This window comes from Synechococcus sp. MW101C3 (assembly GCF_002252635.1).
In the GTDB taxonomy this organism is placed as follows: domain Bacteria; phylum Cyanobacteriota; class Cyanobacteriia; order PCC-6307; family Cyanobiaceae; genus MW101C3.
Window position 1 is genome coordinate 174,279 of the sequence record NZ_NQKX01000005.1, and the last position, 18,071, is coordinate 192,349.

An 18,071-nucleotide genomic window follows, 5' to 3' on the forward strand; every position below is an offset into this window, starting at 1 on the left:
ATAGAACACATGGATCCATGCGAGCAGCGGATGATGGGCGGTCTCCAGCCAAGGCTGGCTGTGCTGCTGCTGGGTTCACTGACGGCCTTCGGGCTGATGCCCCCAGCCGGCGCCTCCTCATTTGATGCCGTCGTGCGTCTGCTGGACACGCGTTCCTGCAAGCGCTGCGAGCTGCAGGACGCCGATCTGGTGCGGGCAGACCTGCGCGACGCGGATCTGCGCAACGCCCTGCTGCAGCGCGCCAACCTGAGTGGTGCCCGTCTGGATGGGGCCAAGTTAGGCGGGGCGAATCTCAGCTTCACCAGCCTCCAGGGGGCCTCGCTCAGGGGGGCCGATCTGCGGGGGGCCACGCTGGAAGGCACCGACCTGCGGGAGGCCGACCTCAGTGGCGCCCAGGTCGACACGGGCAGCCTGGCCACCACCCACTGGCAGGGGGCCCGGGGCATCGATCCCGCCCTTCAGGGACACGCCGAGCTGCACAATGCCGGCGTCGCAGCGGCCAAAGCAGGGCGCCTGCCGGAGGCAGAACGCTTCTTCGACGCGGCCATTCAGCGCGACCAGGAGGCGGCGATCAGCTGGGTGGCACGCGGAATCGTGCGCGGAGAGCAAGCCAAGACCGAGCAGGCCGCCGCCGATTTCAGCTATGCCGCTCAGCTCTACGCCACCAGCGGGGATCTGGCCACGTCCGAGCAGTTGCTGGAGGCCTCCGCCAAGCTGAAAAAAGATCCCCAGCAAGGAAAAGACGGAGGCAATGGCTTCGGCAGCCAGGTTGTGGGCGGGGCAATGGGTGTGGTTCAGTTCCTGTTGCCGTTGGCCGCCAAGGCGTTCATCCCCCTGGCGTTCTGAGCCCTCACCGCTGCGGTTTCACTGCGGGTTGCTCATGAATTGGCGGGATTCCGGCGTAGAGGGCTGGAAGCCATAGCCGAAGGTGGCGCCGTCATTGTCGGAGATGATTCGCGGCGTCACCATGATCACCAACTCACGCTTTTCTCGTCGGTTGGAGGAGCCGCGGAAGAACTGGCCGACCAAGGGAAGATCACCAAGGATGGGCCATTTTGTTACCTCGGCGATATCCACATCGGAAATCACACCGGTGAGGATCAGGGTCTGGCCGTCGCGGACCCGCAGAGCGCCGGTGTCCAGCCGCCGCACGCTGAGAATGCTCACTTCGCTGGTGCAGGAGGGTGGGCCCGGCACCGAGTCAGTGACGGCGGAAATGCTGGGGGAAAGTGAGAAGGTCACGAAGCCGTTGTCATCGATTTTCTCGACGCGGGCGCCCAGCACCAGACCAGCTGTCGAGAGTTCCAACGTGCATTGGGTACCACCATTTTCCTGCTGCTCCACCTCAACATTGGTGATCACATTGGTGCCCACCCGCACGACTGATTCGTTGGCACGGCTGCGGGCAATGGGCGAATCGATCGTGTAGGAATCAAGGCCCTGATTGGAGTTGCCGCTGTCTCCCGCGCCTGCACCGCCATCGCGAAGGCGGGAGGGATTTTCTTGCAGGATCAACGTGGGACTTGCGATCAGCTTGGTGTTGCGCGAAACGATCTGGGCCTGAACAAAGTCGAAGAAACTGTCTTGCGGGAAGTTCTGGCCGGGATTCCGGCGGAAGCCATCGGTCAGGGAAGCGCCGACCGACCGACCGCCATTCAATGCTGCCGCACCGGTGGCCACCAGCCCTGGCAGATTGGTGCCGCCGGCCGTAACGGTTCCCGGTGTTGTGCCTTGGGCAGGCGTGAGTTCAACTGTCAGATCGCTGGGAACACCGCGCCGGAAATCACCAGCTGTGGGCGGGAGCCGCGACCCGAATGCACCCAGCAGCTGACCATTGTCATTGACGATGAAGTTATTGCCCCAACGGAACGCAAAGCTGTTGGCAATATCCTGGGAGTTCTCCAGGTTGATATCAAGGATGCGCACAGCAAGGGCCACTTGCCGCTGGCGCAGATCCAGCTGCTTGAGATAGGCCTCAGCGATCGCCACCAGAGAGCTTTCCCCCACCAGGGTGATGGTGCCGAGCCTGGTGTCGGTGGTACCGATCAGCCCCACCAGCGGCCCCTGGCTGGCGCCGAAGGAGTTGATCTGCGTGGTGGTGGCAGTCGTGGCGGTGGAAGCGGCCGTGTTGTTCGCCGGTGTGCCTGTGGAAGCCACCTCACTGGAGGTGGATGTGGTGGTGAACGTCTTGTTGATCGTGGCCCCGAGGCTCGCCAGGTAGTCGGCAGCGGAGTTGGCTGACGCCTGATTCAGCCGGTAGACCTTGGAGAGCTGAGATCCGAAGGTTTTGCTCAGCGCGCTGGGGCCAGCAACGATCAGATTGCCTTCCAGCTTTCCCTGCAAACCAGAGGCCAACAGGATCGCATTCACGGCTCTGGAATAGGCCTCATTACGGAAGGCGATCGACACGCGCCTGGCGTTGATGGCCGTGTCAGGTGGAGCGGGGGTCGCGCCAGGGGCAGGCGAGTCGTCAACGTAGACGAAGCCATAACCACCCATTTGGGCCACGGCCATCAGCGCGTCTTTCGCCGGGGCATTGCGCAGGGTCATGGTCACACTCGGACCCCGCAGGTTCACGAAGCTGCGGTTGCGCAGGAGCATGCTGCCGACGGCCATGTCGCCCACCGGCGGTGCCACCGCCCTGGGTTGCAGCGGCGGCGCAAAGCGCGGCTGATCCACCCGGCCCGGTGTATTGAGGTCAAGCCGGCCGGTCTGGGTGGAACTCTGGCGGGGAGCGGGGAAGGTGAGGATCAGGTTGCGGCCGTCTGCGCTCACCACCGGGCGGGGCATGGAACCCCCACGACTCGGAGACACCTGCAGGAAGAAGCGGGTGCCTTCGCCTTCAAGGCTCACCGTCTCGAAGCCCAGATCCGGCAGGCTCACCCTCTGGGGGCCACGCCGCAGGCTGTTTGGACCGGTGAGGAGGATTTGCCCCTCCCAGCCCCGGTTGTTGGTGAACTGCTGCAGCTGCGGAGCTGCACCGGTGCCTTCGATCACAAACTCCACCGAATCGGGCAGGCGGCGGATCTTCAGCTCCACTGAGCCGGACTGGCTGGCGGGAGGGTTCGTTCCGGCGGCAGGAGTCCCCGGCTGAAATGGGCCCACCTGGGCGGGCGCTGCCATGGCTTCGGCAACCGGCAAAAGGGTCAGCACTGGAAAGGCTGCCGAAAGAGCCAGACTTCCAACTCGTCGCACTGACCGGTTCTCCGCAAATTTCATCGTTGGGGGATCTTATGTGTAGAAGTGAACGTGTGCGACGCGGTGGGCATGAATGGGGAAATCAGGGCGTCGTGGGCTGAGCGGGCTTGGGCGGCTTAGGCGGCTTGGGCGCTGGATCTCCCTCTCGATAGAGAGAGAGATTGAGCTTGAGATCAGCAAGTGGAGGTGAATTAGCTCCAGCAGGGGCACTTGCCTCTCGAAGCGCCACGTTCAGATCGCTCTGCACAACCAGCAGCCCCAGACGCTCCAACCGGCGCAGGAAATCAAGCAGGTTGGGATAACGCCCGCGGGCACTGAGCAGGGTCGTCGCTTTCACCAGGCCACTGGCTTCCAATGGGTCCTGGGGCGGGGGCGGCGGAGCATTGGGGTCGGCGGCAGCCTTTCCTTGGGCCGGTTGGCCCGATGCGGGAGGGGCGCCCTCGGCAGCCGCCGGTGCGGCAGGCGGGGCAACGGGTTCAAACACATCCAGCTGGATTCCGGAAGCACTCGCTTCCCGGTTGAGCTGCGCCATGAAGGTATCGAAATCGCCGCTGCCGGCGATGAGCTGCAACAGGTTGCTCTGCTGCTTGCGGATTTTTTCGGTGTCCTCGATCTGGCGCAGCCGCTGAACTCGCAGCAGGGGAAGACGGCGCTCCATCTCGCGCAATTCATCAAGCTGGACCTGGTTTTGGCGCAGGCTGCTCCAGGGCTGCCAGACCCCGCCGAAGAACACCAGTCCTGAGAGCAGGGCACCGCCGGCGATCGGGAGACCCGCCAGCAGTCCGATCCGCAAGGCAGGGGATGGCGGTTTGATGCCTTCCTGGAGGTTCGTCACGGCAGCACTCCCTCACGGCGGAGCTTCTGCAGCCGCAAGGCGAGGCCTTCAGCGCCGAGGCTCTGCAGCAGGGCCAGGCGCTGGTTGAGTGATTCGGCCGTAGCGCGGAAGCCCGCAGAAATTTCGAAGGCCACCAGATTGGCCTCTGGGCTCGACCCTGACCCACCAGCTGAGGGCCGGCTTGCTCTGGCCAGGGTGATCTGGCTCGGATCCAGCAGGGGTGAGCCCTGGAGTTGGAGCACCAGAGCATTGATGCGCTCAAAGGCACCCGGATCAGCGCTGCGGCCTTTGATCAAGAGGGCCTGCTTCTCCACCGTGAGTTGGGTCAGCTGCAGGCCGCGAGGGGTGCGCTGGCTCACATCCGTCATCAGCGCCGAACCGGAGCGCAGTGTGACCAGTCCGCCGGCCAGGGACGCGTTGCTGGCGCGGGTTTTGTCATTGGCGGCCTTCTCGGCGGCCAGTTCCTGCTCCAGCTGGGCCACCTGCCCCCGCACCGGTGCCAGACGCTCCAATTCCTGAGAGATCATCTGCTGCTGAATCCGCAGCAGCAGCGAAACGGCCAGCATCGCCACCACCGACGGCGGCGCCGATCAGCAGCAGGCGCCGAGCGTCAAGAGGTGGTGGCCCATCCGCTGGCAGGCCCAGTTCAACCCGGCGTTCGCGCAGCAGGTCAACGGGGGGCAAGGAGGCGCTCATCGGGACAGGTCTCCGGCAGCCAGGCCGCACATCCGCACCAGGGACGCTCCACCGACCGCGTCGGCAGCAGAAGGATCAGGATCGCTCTCGGTGCCGACAATGCTCAGCCACCTTTGCTGCAGGGGGTCGACGATTTCCACGCTCCACGACGGTGTCGGCGAGAGCGTATCGGAAACCTTCGCGCAATCTTGAGCGGGGCCGTAAACCAGCACCCGCACGGACGTCATGCTCGGATCCCGGCGTTGCCAGAACGCCAGACAGGTACGCAGCTCCCTTTCGATCGACATGGCGCCTGCCGTGACCCGCCGGCTGAATTCGGGGATGCCATCACGAACCAGCAACAGATCGGCACTGTCCCCACGGAGCTCGAGCAACACGATCAGTTCGCCGGCAGGAGCCGCAGCAATCAGAGGATCCAACGCCCGCAGCGTCACAACCTGAGCGGGCTCAAGGCAGACAAGATCCAAGGCGGCAATGGAGAACACCTCCACCCAGGCCTGGATCATGGCGCGCTGGCCGATGGCCACCAGCGAGGTGGGGGGGCGGGATGGATCCCGCGAGGGGAGAGGCCCAAGAGTGATGTAGGTCTGGCTCATTGGGAATGGGAGCCCCAGATCCGGGTTCAACTCCCGCAGCGCCAGGTCGGGCTGCTCAGGCCAGTCGTCATAGGGCCACTCCACCACCCGGAGCGTGCAGGCAGCGGCGGGCAAGGCCGCCACCACCTCCGCTCCCATCAAGTTGAGCTCCACCACCAGATCACCGATCAGGTCCCCAAGGGCCGCTTTCTGCTGAGGTTGGCCACCGCTGCAGGTGCCGCGTGGCAACGGCACAGTGCGCAGCAAAGTGCCTGTGGGCGGGTAGGTGGCTCCCTTCAAATGCATCAAGGTGACTTGCTCGTCTTCCAGCACCAGCAGGAGGCGGGGAGGGAACAGACGGGCCGTCAGAGGCCGCAGCCGTTCTTGCAAGCCAGCGAGAACCAAGATCGGCGACGAAAAGATGCGCGAATCGTATCGGCAGACTTCCGCCGATGCACCGAATCGCTCGCTAGGCGCTCAGGTAAGGCAAACCGCTGCCCACCGCTTCGCCGATATGGCGGCAGCCGTGGCGGTCGAGTTGCTGCTGGAGGCCTTCAAGGATGGTTGGCACAAGTGCAGGCCCGGCGTAGATCCAACCGGTGTACAGCTGAATCAACGACGCCCCCGCCGTAATGCGCTCCCAGGCGGATTCAGGCGAGTCGATGCCACCCACCCCCACCAGTGGCAAGGCTGGTCCAGCCGTGGCCCGCAGCCGGCGCAACACCTCCAGCGCACGGCCACGCAGCGGGGCGCCACTCAGGCCACCGGCCTCCTCCTCCAGGGTGCGTCCGGTCTGCGCGAGGCGGCGCTTCTCCAGGCCCAGACGGTTCAAGCTGGTGTTCACGGCGATCACGCCAGCCAGCCCCTCCTGATACGCCAACCGCGCGATCGTGTCGATGGCGTCGTCTTCCAGATCAGGAGCGATCTTCACCAGCAGGGGCGGGCAACCTGGCAGGCGGCGCAACCGCTCCACCAGCCGTCGAAGCTGGGTGGCGTCCTGCAGGTCCCGCAGCCCCGGGGTGTTGGGAGAGCTCACGTTGATCACCGCGTAATCGGCCAGCGGGGCCAGCAGCTCCAGCGTGGAGGCGTAGTCGTCGGGGGCGCGCTCGAGCGAGGTGATCCTGGATTTGCCCAGGTTGAGGCCAAGCACGGCCGGACGTTGCCCGGCCGGCGGCAGGTGCTGCTCTTCCAGGGTGCGTTTGGCGGCCACAGCGCCGTTGTTGTTGAAACCCATCCGGTTGAGGGCGGCCCGCTCCTGCGAGAGGCGGAACAGGCGGGGCCGCGGATTGCCGGGCTGGCCGTGCCAGGTGATCGTGCCGAGCTCGGCGAAACCGAAGCCGAACAGGTGCCAGATGCCAGCCGCCACCGCGTTCTTGTCAAAGCCGGCCGCCAGGCCCAGCGGATTGGCGAAGCGGCAACCGAACAGGGTCTGCTCGAGGCGGAGATCCGGCCGCTGCAATTCCGCCCCCAGGCCCGCCAGGCTGCCCGACACCAGTGGCCAGTGCCGGCGCCGGGAGGCCAGCCCCAAGGCGGTGAGAGTGAGCTGGGTGAGCTGTTCAGCGTCGGCCCCGTCATCGCGGGCGAGCAACGGACCGACCCAGCGCCGATAGAGCGCTTCGGTGCTGGACAGGGGCGGGGCCGATGCCATGGGGGGTTCCATCAACGACGCTCCAGGCGCCAGCGACATTGGTCGAGCGAGCGGACGTGCCAATCGCGCCAGACCCAGTCGCCGGGACGCTCGGCCAAACGGGCGAGGGGAAGATCCACCAGCTGGGCCAGCTCGGCTGCCGAGAGGGTAAACCCGCCGTCCGCCAACCGGTCCGCCAGTTCCAGGCGGCTGAGCAAGGCGGTCAGTGCCGGTGGCGCAGGGTCGTCAGCAGGGGTGCCGGCAGCAAGGGGGTCGCCGGACGCGGGTGCAGAGGTGGCCGGTGGAGAAACAGAAGCAACAAGAGGAGCGGCGCCTGCGGCAGCGCTCCCGGCCAGGGCAGGTCTGCCGCCGCGGGAAAAGGCCACGGCGATCACGTCGCAGCGGTCGTTGTCGGGGTCTCCGCTGTGGCCGCGCACGTGCACGAGCGGCACATCCGACAGCCGGGCCCGATCCAGCGCTTCCCAGAGGTCTTTGTTGAGCACCGGGCTGCCCGAGGCGGTGCGCCAGCCCTTGCGCTTCCAGCCAGCCATCCAGCGCTGCAGGCCATCGATGAGGTAGCGGCTGTCGGTGCGCAGTCGCAGATCCGGGTGGCGTGGCAGCTCGCGCAGGCGCTCCAGCACCGCCAGGGCCGCCGTCAGTTCCATGCGGTTGTTCGTGGTGGCCGGATCCGCGCCCCCCAGTTCGATCATGCTGCCGTCTTCGAAGCGCAGCAGTGCCCCCCAGCCCCCTGGGCCCGGGTTGCCACTGCAGGCCCCATCACAGGCCGCTGCCACCACCCGCACCGGCTCAGCACCCACTGGGCGTCAGGCGAAAAGTTCGGTAAACATTGGATCCCCCTCGGGCCAGGACGCACACGATCATGAAGCGAACTTACCTGGCCCTGGCGGGACTCGGTCTGGCGATGGCCGCCGCCCCTGCCGTGAACAGTTCCGTGGCCCTGGCCCAGGGCGTGTTCAACAGCGTGCCTGTGGATGCCTCCCGCTTTGCGGTGCTGGCCAAGCCGGTGGGCTCGGCCGACTGGTCGCTGCTGGTGCTCGAGCAACTGGCACCCCGGCCCCTGTGCTGGGAACAGCGGCCGGATGGCCTGGTGGATCCCTCCCTCAACCGCTTCGATTTCACCGGCATCTGCAGCCGTTATCTCGACAGCAACGGCTACTCGCTGCGGGTCGCCGATCAGGATCTGGCCAGCCGCTACCGCCTGCGGCTGCGGCAGGTGGGCCAGGAGCTTCAGCTGCAGGCGATGAGCCCCACGGAAACCACCACCCTGGTCGTGGGGCGCGGCACCGTGCCGCTGCGCGATCGGGATGCCTTTGTGGCCATCACCCTGGAGCCCGACTGGCAGCTCAACCGCCGCGCCTTCGGCAACCAGACCCTCAGCCACGTGTATTTCGCCAACGGCACGCCGCTGGAGGACCTGCTGGCACGGGCCGCTCAGGCAAGGGGCTCGCTCGTGGCCGGCCGCCAACGCCCACTGCTGGGCCGCAGGGACGACAGCAGGCCCTCCTACGAAGAAACCGAGGGACCGATCGCCCTGCAGGTGGTGCCGTTCGAGGAGTGAACACCGAGGGGATGGGGGCGGCTACGAAAGGAGCAGCAACAGCCGCGGTGACAGTTGAACCAGCGACCCATTCCCCCACTCCCCCCTTTTCAGCAGCGTTAACGTTCGGGGGTGTGAGGGGTGAGGGACGACCTTCAAGGGTCGAAACAAGGACAGACTCCCTGAAACGTCCCACCTCTAAAGCCCTGCCTTCGGCGGGGCTTTTTTTTGTCTTGACGGTTCCGCGGCGGCTGGGGAGGCCAAGCTGCTTCAGGACGGCAGGCCAAGCAAGCCGCTCCAGCCGAGGGGACCAGCAGATCACGCCCACAAAAAGGCCAGCCTCGGGGGCTGGCTTCAAGAGGAAATGGGTAAGCAGACGGACCCCGGGAGGGAGCCCGAAGGCCAGCCGGGCCGTTGAGGCCGATCGGGCCAGGGAGAAAAGGCCGGAAACAAGCGGGGTGGGGCAGCCGAACGGCCACCCCCGGAGATCACTTGACGGTGACCTTGCCGCCCACTTCTTCGATGGCCTTCTTGATGGCTTCGGCTTCGTCTTTGGAGACGCCTTCCTTGATGGCCTTGGGAGCCGCTTCGACGAGAGCCTTGGCTTCGCCGAGGCCGAGGCCCGTGACTTCACGGACGGCCTTGAGCACCTTGATCTTGGAAGCAGCGTCGAAGCCGTCGAGCACGGCATCGAATTCGGTTTGCTCTTCGACGGCCTCAGCGGCAGCGGCAGGAGCCGCCATCATCACGGCGCCGGCGGAAGCGGCGGCGGACACGCCGAAGGCTTCTTCGATCTGCTTGACGAGCTCGGAAGCTTCCAGCAGGGAGAGGGTTTTGAGCGACTCGAGGATGGAGTCAGTGGTGGCGGACATGGTTGAGATTCAGCAACAGATCGGGTGAATGGGGAGCGACGACTCCAGGAATCGCCGCAGTCGGCGGTCAGCCTTCGCCGGAATCGGCGTGCTGCTTGAGCGCTCGGGCAAGACCGGACGGAACTTCGTTGATGCCCACAGCCAGCTTGGTGGCCACGGCGTTGATCGCACCTGCGATCTGCGCCAGCAGCACCTCCTTGGAGGGCAGCTCACCGATGGCCTTGACGTCGTTCTGGGACAGGAGCTTGCCTTCGAAAAGGCCTCCTTTCACTTCCGACTTCTTCGTGTCCTTCTGGAAGGACTGAACGGCCTTGACGGCAGTGCCGACGTCGCCCTTGATCAGGACGAACGCGTTGGTGCCGGTGAGCAGGGAATCAAGTTCCGACCAGGCACTGTTTCCATCGATCGCTCGGCGCATCAAGGTGTTTTTGGTCACCTTGCAGATGCCGTTGCTGGCCCGCAGGCGGGTGCGCAGGTCGGACATCTCCTTGATCGACAGGCCCTTGAAATCAAGGACCAGTGCCATTTCCGATGCACCGAGGAGCCCTTTGAGCTCTTCGACGATCTGTTGCTTGCTCTCCAGTTTGCGGCCCATAGGAGTGGAACGAATCGGTGGGAACAAGCCGGGCCCGCGGCCCCTGAAGCCCCTCACTCAAAGTGCCGCTCCTTGAAGGTGGCGGCCCGCAAAGGCCAGCACCCCTGGGGCGTTTGGAGTGACGGACCCGCTCCCGTTTCAAACGGGGGCGCGACGAGGCCGCCTGACGATTCGCACCACCGGAAACCGGAGTGCCAAACCTTCCGCGAGCACCTCGGCAGGACTTATGAACAAACAGACTCCCGGAAGGTTTCCCGGAAGCTCGATCGCTCACCTGCTGTCTTGGGTTGGGCGCGTGCCCTCTGGACAAGCCAGTGGATCACCCTACACCGGCGACCTGCCCGCTTCCGGGCCCTCGGCGCTCAGCAGTCGGAGCTCAGCTGTCGCGCTTGATGTCCTGCAGCACGGTGACATCCACCTGCACCGACGGACCCATGGTGGAGGTGAGATAGAGGCTCTTCCAGTAGCGACCCTTGGCACCGCTGGGTTTCTGGCGGTCGATCACTTCCTGCAGTGCCTTGAGGTTCTCCAGCAGCTTCTCGGTGCTGAAGCTGGCCTTGCCGAAGCGCACGTGCACGATGCCGGTGCGGTCAGCACGGAATTCCAGTTTGCCGGCCTTGAATTCATTGATGGCGGCGGCGAGGTCGGTGGCAACGGTGCCGGCCTTGGGGTTCGGCATCAAGCCGCGCGGACCGAGCACACGGCCCAGCTTGGCCACCTTGGGCATCATGTCCGGGGTGGCGATCAGCAGGTCGAAGTCGATCTGGCCGCCGGCGATCGACTCGACCAGATCCTCATCACCGGCGAGGTCGGCGCCGGCAGCCTTGGCTTCGGCGACCTTCTCACCACGGGCGATCACGGCAATGCGGATGCTCTGACCCGTGCCGTTCGGCAGGGCGACCGTGGTGCGGAGCTGCTGGTCGGTGTACTTGGGGTCGATGCCGAGGCGGGCGTGGGCCTCGATCGTTTCGTCGAATTTCGCGGTGGCGTTGGCCTTGACGAGCTCGATGGCCTCGAGAGGCTCGTAGGCCTGGTCTTTGACCGCTTCGGCCAGGGCGGTGTAACGCTTGGAAGGGTTCGGCATGGTGGGAGTTGGGGTGCGGGCGACGGAGCCGGCGGGCGCATGAGGCCCGGGCCCTGGGTCTCCCCCGGGTGGGGTGAAAAGGAAAGGAGTAGGGAACTGGATCCGGCGCAGGGGCCTCAGCCAGTGGCGACATCAGGCCGGGGACCTTCAGTCGCGGACGGCGACGCCCATGTTGCGGGCGGTGCCTTCGATGATGCGCATGGCCGCCTCGACACTGCTGGTGTTGAGGTCGGGGAGCTTGGTCTTGGCGATCTCCTCGAGCTGGGCGCGGCTGATGGCACCGGCATCTCCCTTGGCGGAAGTGGCGGCACCTTTGGGAATCCCGGCAGCCTTGGAGATCAGCACCGACGCCGGCGGGGTCTTGGTGATGAAGGTGAAGCTGCGGTCTTCAAAGACCGAGATCTCCACCGGGATCACATACCCGGCTTTGTCCTGGGTGCGGGCGTTGTACTCCTTGCAGAACGCCATGATGTTGACGCCGTGCTGACCGAGGGCGGGGCCCACGGGCGGAGCAGGGTTGGCTTTGCCGGCATTGAGGGCCAGCTTGATCACGGCTACGACTTTCTTGGCCATCGGCTGGTCTGGGGAACGGAAACTCCCTCGCGGGAGATGGGGGCGTACGCCCCGGTGGGCTGGACAGGATCTCCCCGAGGGGAGGTGTGCGGATCGCCGTTCGCGGGGAGCGGCGGTGTGGTGTGTCCGCCGCAGGCGGTGAACACACCCAGGGCCACCCTCCGCAGGGAGGCGGCCGCTGGTGATCAGCTCTGCTTGCTGATCTGGGAGAACTCGAGCTCCACCGGGGTTTCCCGGCCGAAGATCGAGAGCAGAGCCTTGAGCTTGCTGCGCTCTCCCGACACTTCGATCACCTCGCCCTGGAAATCCTTGAACGGACCAGCGGTCACGAGGATCTGATCCCCCTCGGTGATGTCGACCTTCACCAGTGGCTTCTTCTCAGCGGCGCGCTTGAAGATGCGCTCCACCTCGGGCCGGGTGAGGGGCCGGGGCTTGATGTGGCCACGGGCACGGCCGGTGGCGCGGCGCTCTTCGGCCCCCACGAAGTTGATCACGTTCGGGGTGCTCCGCACTGCCATCATCGTGTCTTCGTCGAGCACCATGCGCACCAGCACGTAACCGGGGAACACCTTCTCCTCGGTGGACTGACGGCTGCCGTCTTTCTTGAGCTTGATGGCAGGCGTCTGCGGGATCTCGATCTCGAGGATGCGGTTACTGACGCCCAGGGTGATCGCCCGCTGCTCCAGGGTGGCCTTGACCTTCTTCTCGCAGCTGGAGGCCACCTGCACTGCGTACCAGCGGGCCACCTGCGGCTTGGCCTCGGCTTCAGCGGCGGCTGCCGGATCGACAGCTACCGGGTCGACGGCTGCCAGGTCGACCGCCGCAGCGCTCAGGGCGTCAGCGTCGGTGAGATCGACGGCAGCGAGATCAGCAGGGGCGAGTTCGGCTTCTGACACGAGGTTGAGGAAAGGACGACGAGGCGGCGTGGGGAATGCGGGGCGGGAGGATCAGCGGAAGATCTGGGAGGACAGCCAGCCGAAGAGGCGATCGATCGCGGCGATCGAGGCAGCCGACAGGCCCACCATCAGGATCACCGCCACCGATTCGCTGAACAGTTGCTGGCGGCTGGGCCAGACCACCTTGCGCAGCTCTTCCAGCAGCGAGGGGAAAAAGCCCGTGGCTGCCGCCCCTGCCGGCGGCGTGGGCTCTGCCTCAGGCAAGGTTTCGGTGGTGGTGGAGCGGGTAGGGGATTCCACGGTGGCCTGCGCACCGGTGCGATCGCACGAACCGGCAAACAGACACCCTACCGGACGTCACTGCCAGCCCCGGCCAGCGGCGTGAAGCGAAAGCGGGCCGCCGGGTCGCCCTCGGCCGCATCCGCCAGGCTCACCCGTACGCCCCAGGCGCCGCTGAAGTGGTCGGCCAGCAGCTCAGTGGCCAGCGGATTCTCCACGCTGCGCCGCAACAGGCGCCGCAGTGGCCGGGCGCCGTACTCCGGCTCATAGCCCTGGAGCGCCAGGCAGGCCACCACCCCGTCCTCCACCTGCAGCTGCAAGCGCTGCTCCGCCAGCAGGGTGGCCAGATCGGCCAGCTGCAGGCGCACGATGCGCTCCAAGTCGGTGGCGGCCAGCGGGCGGAAGCGGATCACCTCATCGATGCGGTTGAGGAATTCGGGCCGGAACTGGGAGGCCAGCGCCCGCTCCACGGCCGCATCGAGGGCGGCATCCAGTGCCAGGACATCCGGCGGCGAGGCCTCAGGGGCACCAGCGGCGGCACCGGCACGGGCCCGCTCAAGGATGGCGCGGCTGGCCAGGTTGCTGGTCATCACCACCACGGTGTTGCGGAAGTCGACGGTGCGCCCCTGGGAATCGGTGAGCCGCCCGTCGTCGAGCACCTGCAGCAGCAGGTTGAACACCTCAGGGTGGGCCTTCTCCACTTCATCCAGCAACAACACGGCGTAGGGCCGGCGCCGCACCGCCTCGGTGAGCTGGCCGCCCTCCTCGTAGCCCACATAGCCGGGCGGAGCCCCCAGCAGGCGAGCCACGGCATTGCGCTCCATGAACTCACTCATATCGAGGCGCACCAGCGCCTCCTCCTCATCGAAGAGCGCTGCCGCCAGCGCCTTGGCCAGTTCCGTCTTGCCGACACCGGTGGGGCCGAGGAACAGGAAGGAGCCCACCGGCCGACGCGGATCCTGCATTCCGGCCCGGGCACGGCGGATCGCCGCCGCCACGGCTGCGACGGCCTCGGGCTGGCCGATCACCCGTTCCCCCAGCCGTGCCTCCAGCTCCAGCAGCTTCTGGCGTTCGCCGGCCAGCAGCCGCTGCATGGGGATGCCGGTCCAGCGGGCCACCACATCGGCGATGTCGCCCTCCTCCACCTGCTCCCGCAGCAGAGCCAGCCCGCCCTGCTGGGCGCTCTGCAGCTCGTCCTCGAGGGCGTTGCGCCGCTGCTGCACGCCGTGGAGCTGGTCGTACTGCAGACGGGCCGCCTCCTCCAGATCACCGTCGCGCTCGGCTTCGGCGATGGCGTGGCGCAGGTCTTCGTCCTGCTGGAGCAGCTCGCGCAGCTCGGCCAGCCGCTCCCGCTCCGCCTGCCAGCGGTGCTGCAGCTCCTGCAACCGGGCCAGGGCGAGACGACGCTCCTCCTGGCGCTGCAGTCGTTCGGCCAGCGGGGCGGCTTCGGCCGCCAGCAGGGCCAGCTCCACGCGGCGCAGCTCAGCCTCGGCCATCTCCACCACCTGGGGCTTGGAGGTGACCTCCATGCGCAGCTGAGCGGCGGCCTCGTCGATCAGGTCGATCGCCTTGTCCGGGAGGCAGCGATCGGCGATGTAACGATCGGCGAGACGGGTGGCCGCCACCAGGGCGCCGTCGGTGATGGTGACGCCGTGGTGCAGCTCGTAGCGCTCCTTCAGGCCGCGCAGGATCTGCAGGCTCACTTCCAGGTTGGGCTCCCGGATCACCACCTGCTGGAAGCGGCGGTTGAGGGCCGGATCCTTCTCCACCGTGCGGCGGTAGTCCTCGGGAGTGGTGGCGCCGATGCAGCGCAGGTCGCCGCGGGCGAGGGCTGGTTTGAGGATGCTGCCGGCGTCGGCGCTGGAGCGGTCGGTGCTCACCACGGTGTGCAGCTCGTCGATGAACAGCACCACGCCCGCATCGGGGTCGCTCACTTCCGCCAGCACGCTGCGCAGCCGTTCCTCGAACTGCCCGCGGAACTTGGCGCCGGCAATCAGGGCACCGAGATCGAGGCCGATCAGGCGGATCCCCTTGAGCGAATCGGGCACTTCGCCGGCCACGATCCGCTGGGCCAGCAGCTCGGCGATGGCGGTCTTGCCCACGCCCGGCTCACCGATCAGCACCGGGTTGTTCTTGCCGCGGCGCGAGAGCACCTGGATCAGGCGGCGGATTTCGGTGTCGCGGCCGATCACCGGATCCAGCAGGCCGGCGCGGGCGGCGGCGGTGAGGTCGCGGCCGTACTGCTCGAGAGCAGAGGGCTCGACCTCCAGCCGCAGGCCATCGGAACCGCCGTCGGCCTCGGGAGCTGCACCGGGGGCGGGGCCGGTGGCCGGGACAGCCGCAGGGATCGCCCGGACGGAGCCAGAGCCCATGGGGCGCGTGGCCGGAGGAGCGGCGGGGGCAGCGGAGCGAGCGGCCGCAGGGGGAGCCTGGGCCCCAGTGCGGCTGGTGCCCTGGTAAGGGAAGGGCACCGGGGGGGCGGCGTCGATCCAGTCGTCAGCCTCTCCCTCCCCGTCGTCTTCCCGCTCTGCCTCAGCCGCTGCGGCGCGGGCAGACGCTGCATCAGCGACCGCCACGCCTGCGGATGGGACGGCCAGGCGGCGGGCTCCACTGCCAGCCTCAGGCCGCAACAGGCGCAGCAGGCGTTCCTCGCTCAGGCCCTCAGCGGCCAGCAGGCTGCCGCCGATGCGGGGCTCATCCAGCAGGGCCAGCAGAAGATGGGGCACGTCGATCAGGCGGGAGCCCCAGCCGGCACGGCGTCGATCGGCCGCCTCCAGCAGATCCTCGAGGGCGTCGCCGACGAACAGCTCCTCCCCGGCGGCACCCGGCTGGTCGGCGCAGAAAGCCTCGATGCGATCGAGCAGGCGATCGGCATCCAGCGGCAGCGGATCGATCCAGGGGGCATAGCGCGGGGCCTGGAAGAGCACCTGCAGCAGGTGTTCCACATCCAGCTGGCCATGGCGCCAGCGGCGGGCCTGATCCTGGCCGGCCAGCAGCAGCTCCCAGGCCGCCTCGCTGAAGCGGTCGGGGTCGGCCGTGAGGCTGGCCGGCGGCGAGGCGGCGGGTGCGGCAGCGGTGTCGGGGTAACGCTCAGGCGGCTGCATCGGCCCCCGCAGCAGCGGGCCGCTGGATCAGCTCCACCTTGTAGCCGTCAGGGTCCTCCACGAAGGCGATCACGGTGCTGCCGTGCTGCATCGGCCCCGGCTCGCGCACAACGCGGCCCCCTTTGCCGGCGATGGCGGCGCAGGTGCCGTAAATGTCTTCGACACCGATGGCGATGTGGCCGTAGCCGGTGCCGATCTCGTAGCTGCTGGTGTCCCAGTTGTGGGTGAGCTCGAGCGCCGTGGTGTCGCTCTCGTCGCCGTAGCCCACGAAGGCCAGGGTGAAGCGGCCGGCGGGGTACTCACGCCGGCGCAGCAGTCGCATGCCCAGCACCTCGGTATAGAAGGCGAGGGAGCGCTCCAGATCGCCCACCCTGAGCATGGTGTGCAGCAGACGCATCAACGGGGAGCGGGATCGCCCCATTCTGGCCATGTGCCACCGCGCGGTGAACTTAGCCAGGGGCCAGTGCTGTGCCAACCAGCACGCCGCGGGGGGAGGGGGTGCCCCATAAGATCCGCACGCGTACCCGTTTGCCCCGAGGCCATCGTGATCGACACCCTCGACCTCGTGATCGACTCCATCGTTGCCCGTGAGGTGCTCGATTCCCGCGGCACCCCCACCGTGGAAGCGGAGGTGCGGCTCGAAGGCGGCGCCGAGGGCCACGCGATCGTGCCCAGCGGGGCCAGCACCGGTGCCCATGAAGCCCATGAACTGCGTGATGGCGGCAGCCGCTACTTCGGCAAGGGCGTGCTGCAGGCCGTCACCAACATCGAAGAGAAGATCGCACCGGCGCTCTGTGGGTTGAGCGCCCTGGAGCAGGTCACGGTGGATGGCGCCATGGCCGAACTCGATGGCAGTGACAACAAATCGGCCCTGGGGGCCAATGCGGTGCTGGCCGTGAGCCTGGCGGTGGCACGGGCGGCGGCCAACGGTGTGGGCCTGCCGCTTTACCGCTATCTGGGTGGCCCGATGGCCACGCTGCTGCCGGTGCCGCTGATGAACGTGATCAACGGCGGTGCCCACGCCGCCAACAACATGGATTTCCAGGAATTCATGCTGGTGCCGCACGGTGCCCCCAGCTTCCGCGAGGCGCTGCGCATGGGCGCTGAGGTGTTCCACACGCTCAAGGGCCTGCTGAGCGCCCAGGGGCTGTCCACGGCGGTGGGCGACGAAGGTGGCTTCGCGCCGGATCTGGAAAGCAACGACGCCGCCGGCGCCCTGCTGGTGCAGGCGATCGAGAAGGCCGGCTACAAGCCGGGTGAGCAGATTTCCCTGGCCCTGGATGTGGCCAGCACGGAGTTCTACAAGAACGGGCTCTATGCCTTCGGCGGCGGCAGCTACAGCGCCACCGAGATGGTGGATCAGCTCGAAAAGCTGGTGAGCCGCTATCCGATCGTGTCGATCGAGGATGGCCTCGCCGAAGACGACTGGGAGGGCTGGGCCCTGCTCACCCAACGGCTGGGCGGGCGCGTGCAGCTGGTGGGCGACGACCTGTTCGTGACCAACACCACCCGCCTGCAGCGGGGCATTGAGCAGGGCATCGCCAATTCGATCCTGATCAAGGTGAACCAGATCGGTTCGCTCACCGAAACCCTGCAGGCGATCGACCTGGCGGGTCGGGCGGGTTACACCAGCGTGATCAGCCACCGCAGCGGCGAAACCGAAGACACCACCATCGCCGACCTGGCGGTGGCCACCCGTGCCGGCCAGATCAAGACCGGTTCACTCAGCCGCAGCGAGCGCGTGGCGAAATACAACCGCCTGCTGCGCATCGAAGACGAACTGGGCAGCCAGGCGATCTACGCCGGCGCTGAAGACCGCGGCCCGCGCGGCCGGGGCTGAGCGCGAACAGAGAGGGAGCGGCGTCTGAATCGTCTGGACGATCAAGCCGGATGTTCGGCCTCGCCCTGGCTGTGTCACGACTTCCGCTTGACCGGATTCGGCAGAACGGCTGGAACAACAGGGTCCACACATCGAGATTGCAATGCCTTGCCTAAGACACAAGACGTAAACGCGATGTTCATATTGAGTGTCAACGAGCCATGCACCAGGCGCAATTGACAACATCATGACTGGAAGCAAGAGCCTGACTACACACAGCCTTCCGACTCATGGTTACTCACTTGAAACCGGCCTTCTCCAAAGATGAACCTATCCACCAAGTGCGGCAAACACCACGTG

General features: G+C 66.8%; 17 protein-coding genes. 3 read left to right on the forward strand and 14 right to left on the reverse strand.

Annotated features, from left to right (window positions below; translation table 11 throughout):
• The first annotated feature begins 33 nt into the window (after window positions 1–33).
• On the forward strand, window positions 34–846 hold the full coding sequence (locus CJZ80_RS07770) for a pentapeptide repeat-containing protein (RefSeq protein WP_094512384.1): 813 nt from the start codon (window positions 34–36) through the stop codon (window positions 844–846).
• A gap of 18 nt (window positions 847–864) precedes the next feature.
• Here the strand turns inward: CJZ80_RS07770 and CJZ80_RS07775 are convergent, their stop codons facing one another.
• The 6 genes from CJZ80_RS07775 to CJZ80_RS07800 all read right to left on the reverse strand — a co-directional run bounded on the left by CJZ80_RS07775 (window position 865) and on the right by CJZ80_RS07800 (window position 7,749).
• Window positions 865–2,550: a type II secretion system protein GspD gene (locus tag CJZ80_RS07775; RefSeq protein ID WP_233132906.1), complete on the reverse strand. Its 1,686-nt coding sequence runs from the start codon at window positions 2,548–2,550 to the stop codon at window positions 865–867.
• A gap of 730 nt (window positions 2,551–3,280) precedes the next feature.
• On the reverse strand, window positions 3,281–4,033 hold the full coding sequence (locus CJZ80_RS07780) for a hypothetical protein (RefSeq protein ID WP_094512024.1): 753 nt from the start codon (window positions 4,031–4,033) through the stop codon (window positions 3,281–3,283).
• Entirely contained in the window at window positions 4,030–4,599 is a 570-nt protein-coding gene (locus CJZ80_RS07785) for a PilN domain-containing protein (protein ID WP_144036977.1), read from the reverse strand. The genes CJZ80_RS07780 and CJZ80_RS07785 overlap by 4 nt, the downstream gene beginning before the upstream one ends.
• A 126-nt stretch (window positions 4,600–4,725) precedes the next feature.
• Window positions 4,726–5,709: a hypothetical protein gene (locus CJZ80_RS07790; RefSeq protein WP_094512030.1), complete on the reverse strand. Its 984-nt coding sequence runs from the start codon at window positions 5,707–5,709 to the stop codon at window positions 4,726–4,728.
• A 64-nt stretch (window positions 5,710–5,773) separates the two neighbouring features.
• Window positions 5,774–6,952, reverse strand: a complete 1,179-nt coding sequence (locus CJZ80_RS07795; RefSeq protein ID WP_233132907.1) for a quinone-dependent dihydroorotate dehydrogenase — start codon at window positions 6,950–6,952, stop codon at window positions 5,774–5,776.
• 11 nt (window positions 6,953–6,963) lie between these two features.
• A complete protein-coding gene (locus CJZ80_RS07800) occupies window positions 6,964–7,749 on the reverse strand; it encodes a ribonuclease H (RefSeq protein WP_094512036.1) in 786 nt (261 codons plus the stop codon).
• A 62-nt stretch (window positions 7,750–7,811) separates the two neighbouring features.
• On the opposite strand from CJZ80_RS07800, the gene CJZ80_RS07805 reads away from it, so the two are divergent.
• Window positions 7,812–8,510 carry a DUF3747 domain-containing protein gene (locus CJZ80_RS07805; RefSeq protein WP_094512039.1) on the forward strand — a complete coding sequence of 233 codons (699 nt, stop codon included), beginning with the start codon at window positions 7,812–7,814 and terminating at the stop codon, window positions 8,508–8,510.
• A gap of 467 nt (window positions 8,511–8,977) precedes the next feature.
• Here the strand turns inward: CJZ80_RS07805 and rplL are convergent, their stop codons facing one another.
• The 8 genes from rplL to gloA all read right to left on the reverse strand — a co-directional run bounded on the left by rplL (window position 8,978) and on the right by gloA (window position 16,289).
• Complete coding sequence (gene rplL / locus CJZ80_RS07810) at window positions 8,978–9,361, reverse strand: 50S ribosomal protein L7/L12 (protein WP_094512042.1); 384 nt, start codon at window positions 9,359–9,361, stop codon at window positions 8,978–8,980.
• A gap of 67 nt (window positions 9,362–9,428) precedes the next feature.
• Complete coding sequence (gene rplJ, locus CJZ80_RS07815) at window positions 9,429–9,956, reverse strand: 50S ribosomal protein L10 (RefSeq protein WP_094512046.1); 528 nt, start codon at window positions 9,954–9,956, stop codon at window positions 9,429–9,431.
• A 376-nt stretch (window positions 9,957–10,332) separates the two neighbouring features.
• A complete protein-coding gene (rplA, locus tag CJZ80_RS07820) occupies window positions 10,333–11,040 on the reverse strand; it encodes a 50S ribosomal protein L1 (RefSeq protein ID WP_094512049.1) in 708 nt (235 codons plus the stop codon).
• Window positions 11,041–11,187: 147 nt separating this feature from the next.
• Window positions 11,188–11,613 carry a 50S ribosomal protein L11 gene (rplK, locus tag CJZ80_RS07825; protein ID WP_094512052.1) on the reverse strand — a complete coding sequence of 142 codons (426 nt, stop codon included), beginning with the start codon at window positions 11,611–11,613 and terminating at the stop codon, window positions 11,188–11,190.
• Between the two features lie 185 nt (window positions 11,614–11,798).
• On the reverse strand, window positions 11,799–12,425 hold the full coding sequence (gene nusG, locus CJZ80_RS07830; RefSeq protein ID WP_369803010.1) for a transcription termination/antitermination protein NusG: 627 nt from the start codon (window positions 12,423–12,425) through the stop codon (window positions 11,799–11,801).
• Between the two features lie 135 nt (window positions 12,426–12,560).
• Entirely contained in the window at window positions 12,561–12,809 is a 249-nt protein-coding gene (gene secE / locus CJZ80_RS07835; protein ID WP_198948268.1) for a preprotein translocase subunit SecE, read from the reverse strand.
• Window positions 12,810–12,856: 47 nt separating this feature from the next.
• The gene (locus CJZ80_RS07840) at window positions 12,857–15,892 is read right to left on the reverse strand and encodes an ATP-dependent Clp protease ATP-binding subunit (RefSeq protein ID WP_094512060.1); all 3,036 of its coding nucleotides are present in this window, start codon (window positions 15,890–15,892) and stop codon (window positions 12,857–12,859) included.
• A complete protein-coding gene (gene gloA / locus CJZ80_RS07845) occupies window positions 15,879–16,289 on the reverse strand; it encodes a lactoylglutathione lyase (RefSeq protein ID WP_094512063.1) in 411 nt (136 codons plus the stop codon). The genes CJZ80_RS07840 and gloA overlap by 14 nt, the downstream gene beginning before the upstream one ends.
• 147 nt (window positions 16,290–16,436) lie before the next feature.
• Here gloA and eno point away from each other — a divergent pair, with 147 nt between their 5' ends.
• Window positions 16,437–17,732 carry a phosphopyruvate hydratase gene (eno, locus tag CJZ80_RS07850; protein ID WP_094512066.1) on the forward strand — a complete coding sequence of 432 codons (1,296 nt, stop codon included), beginning with the start codon at window positions 16,437–16,439 and terminating at the stop codon, window positions 17,730–17,732.
• The last annotated feature ends 339 nt before the right edge of the window (window positions 17,733–18,071 follow it).

Coding starts and splice junctions, on each gene's coding strand:
- CJZ80_RS07770 (WP_094512384.1), top strand. CDS start 34: ATGGGCGGTCTCCAGCCAAGGCTGGCTGTGCTGCTGCTGGGTTCACTG.
- CJZ80_RS07775 (WP_233132906.1), bottom strand. CDS start 2,550: ATGACCCTGCGCAATGCCCCGGCGAAAGACGCGCTGATGGCCGTGGCC.
- CJZ80_RS07785 (WP_144036977.1), bottom strand. CDS start 4,599: ATGCTGGCCGTTTCGCTGCTGCTGCGGATTCAGCAGCAGATGATCTCT.
- CJZ80_RS07795 (WP_233132907.1), bottom strand. CDS start 6,952: ATGGCATCGGCCCCGCCCCTGTCCAGCACCGAAGCGCTCTATCGGCGC.
- CJZ80_RS07805 (WP_094512039.1), top strand. CDS start 7,812: ATGAAGCGAACTTACCTGGCCCTGGCGGGACTCGGTCTGGCGATGGCC.
- rplL (WP_094512042.1), bottom strand. CDS start 9,361: ATGTCCGCCACCACTGACTCCATCCTCGAGTCGCTCAAAACCCTCTCC.
- rplJ (WP_094512046.1), bottom strand. CDS start 9,956: ATGGGCCGCAAACTGGAGAGCAAGCAACAGATCGTCGAAGAGCTCAAA.
- rplA (WP_094512049.1), bottom strand. CDS start 11,040: ATGCCGAACCCTTCCAAGCGTTACACCGCCCTGGCCGAAGCGGTCAAA.
- rplK (WP_094512052.1), bottom strand. CDS start 11,613: ATGGCCAAGAAAGTCGTAGCCGTGATCAAGCTGGCCCTCAATGCCGGC.
- CJZ80_RS07840 (WP_094512060.1), bottom strand. CDS start 15,892: ATGCAGCCGCCTGAGCGTTACCCCGACACCGCTGCCGCACCCGCCGCC.
- gloA (WP_094512063.1), bottom strand. CDS start 16,289: ATGCGTCTGCTGCACACCATGCTCAGGGTGGGCGATCTGGAGCGCTCC.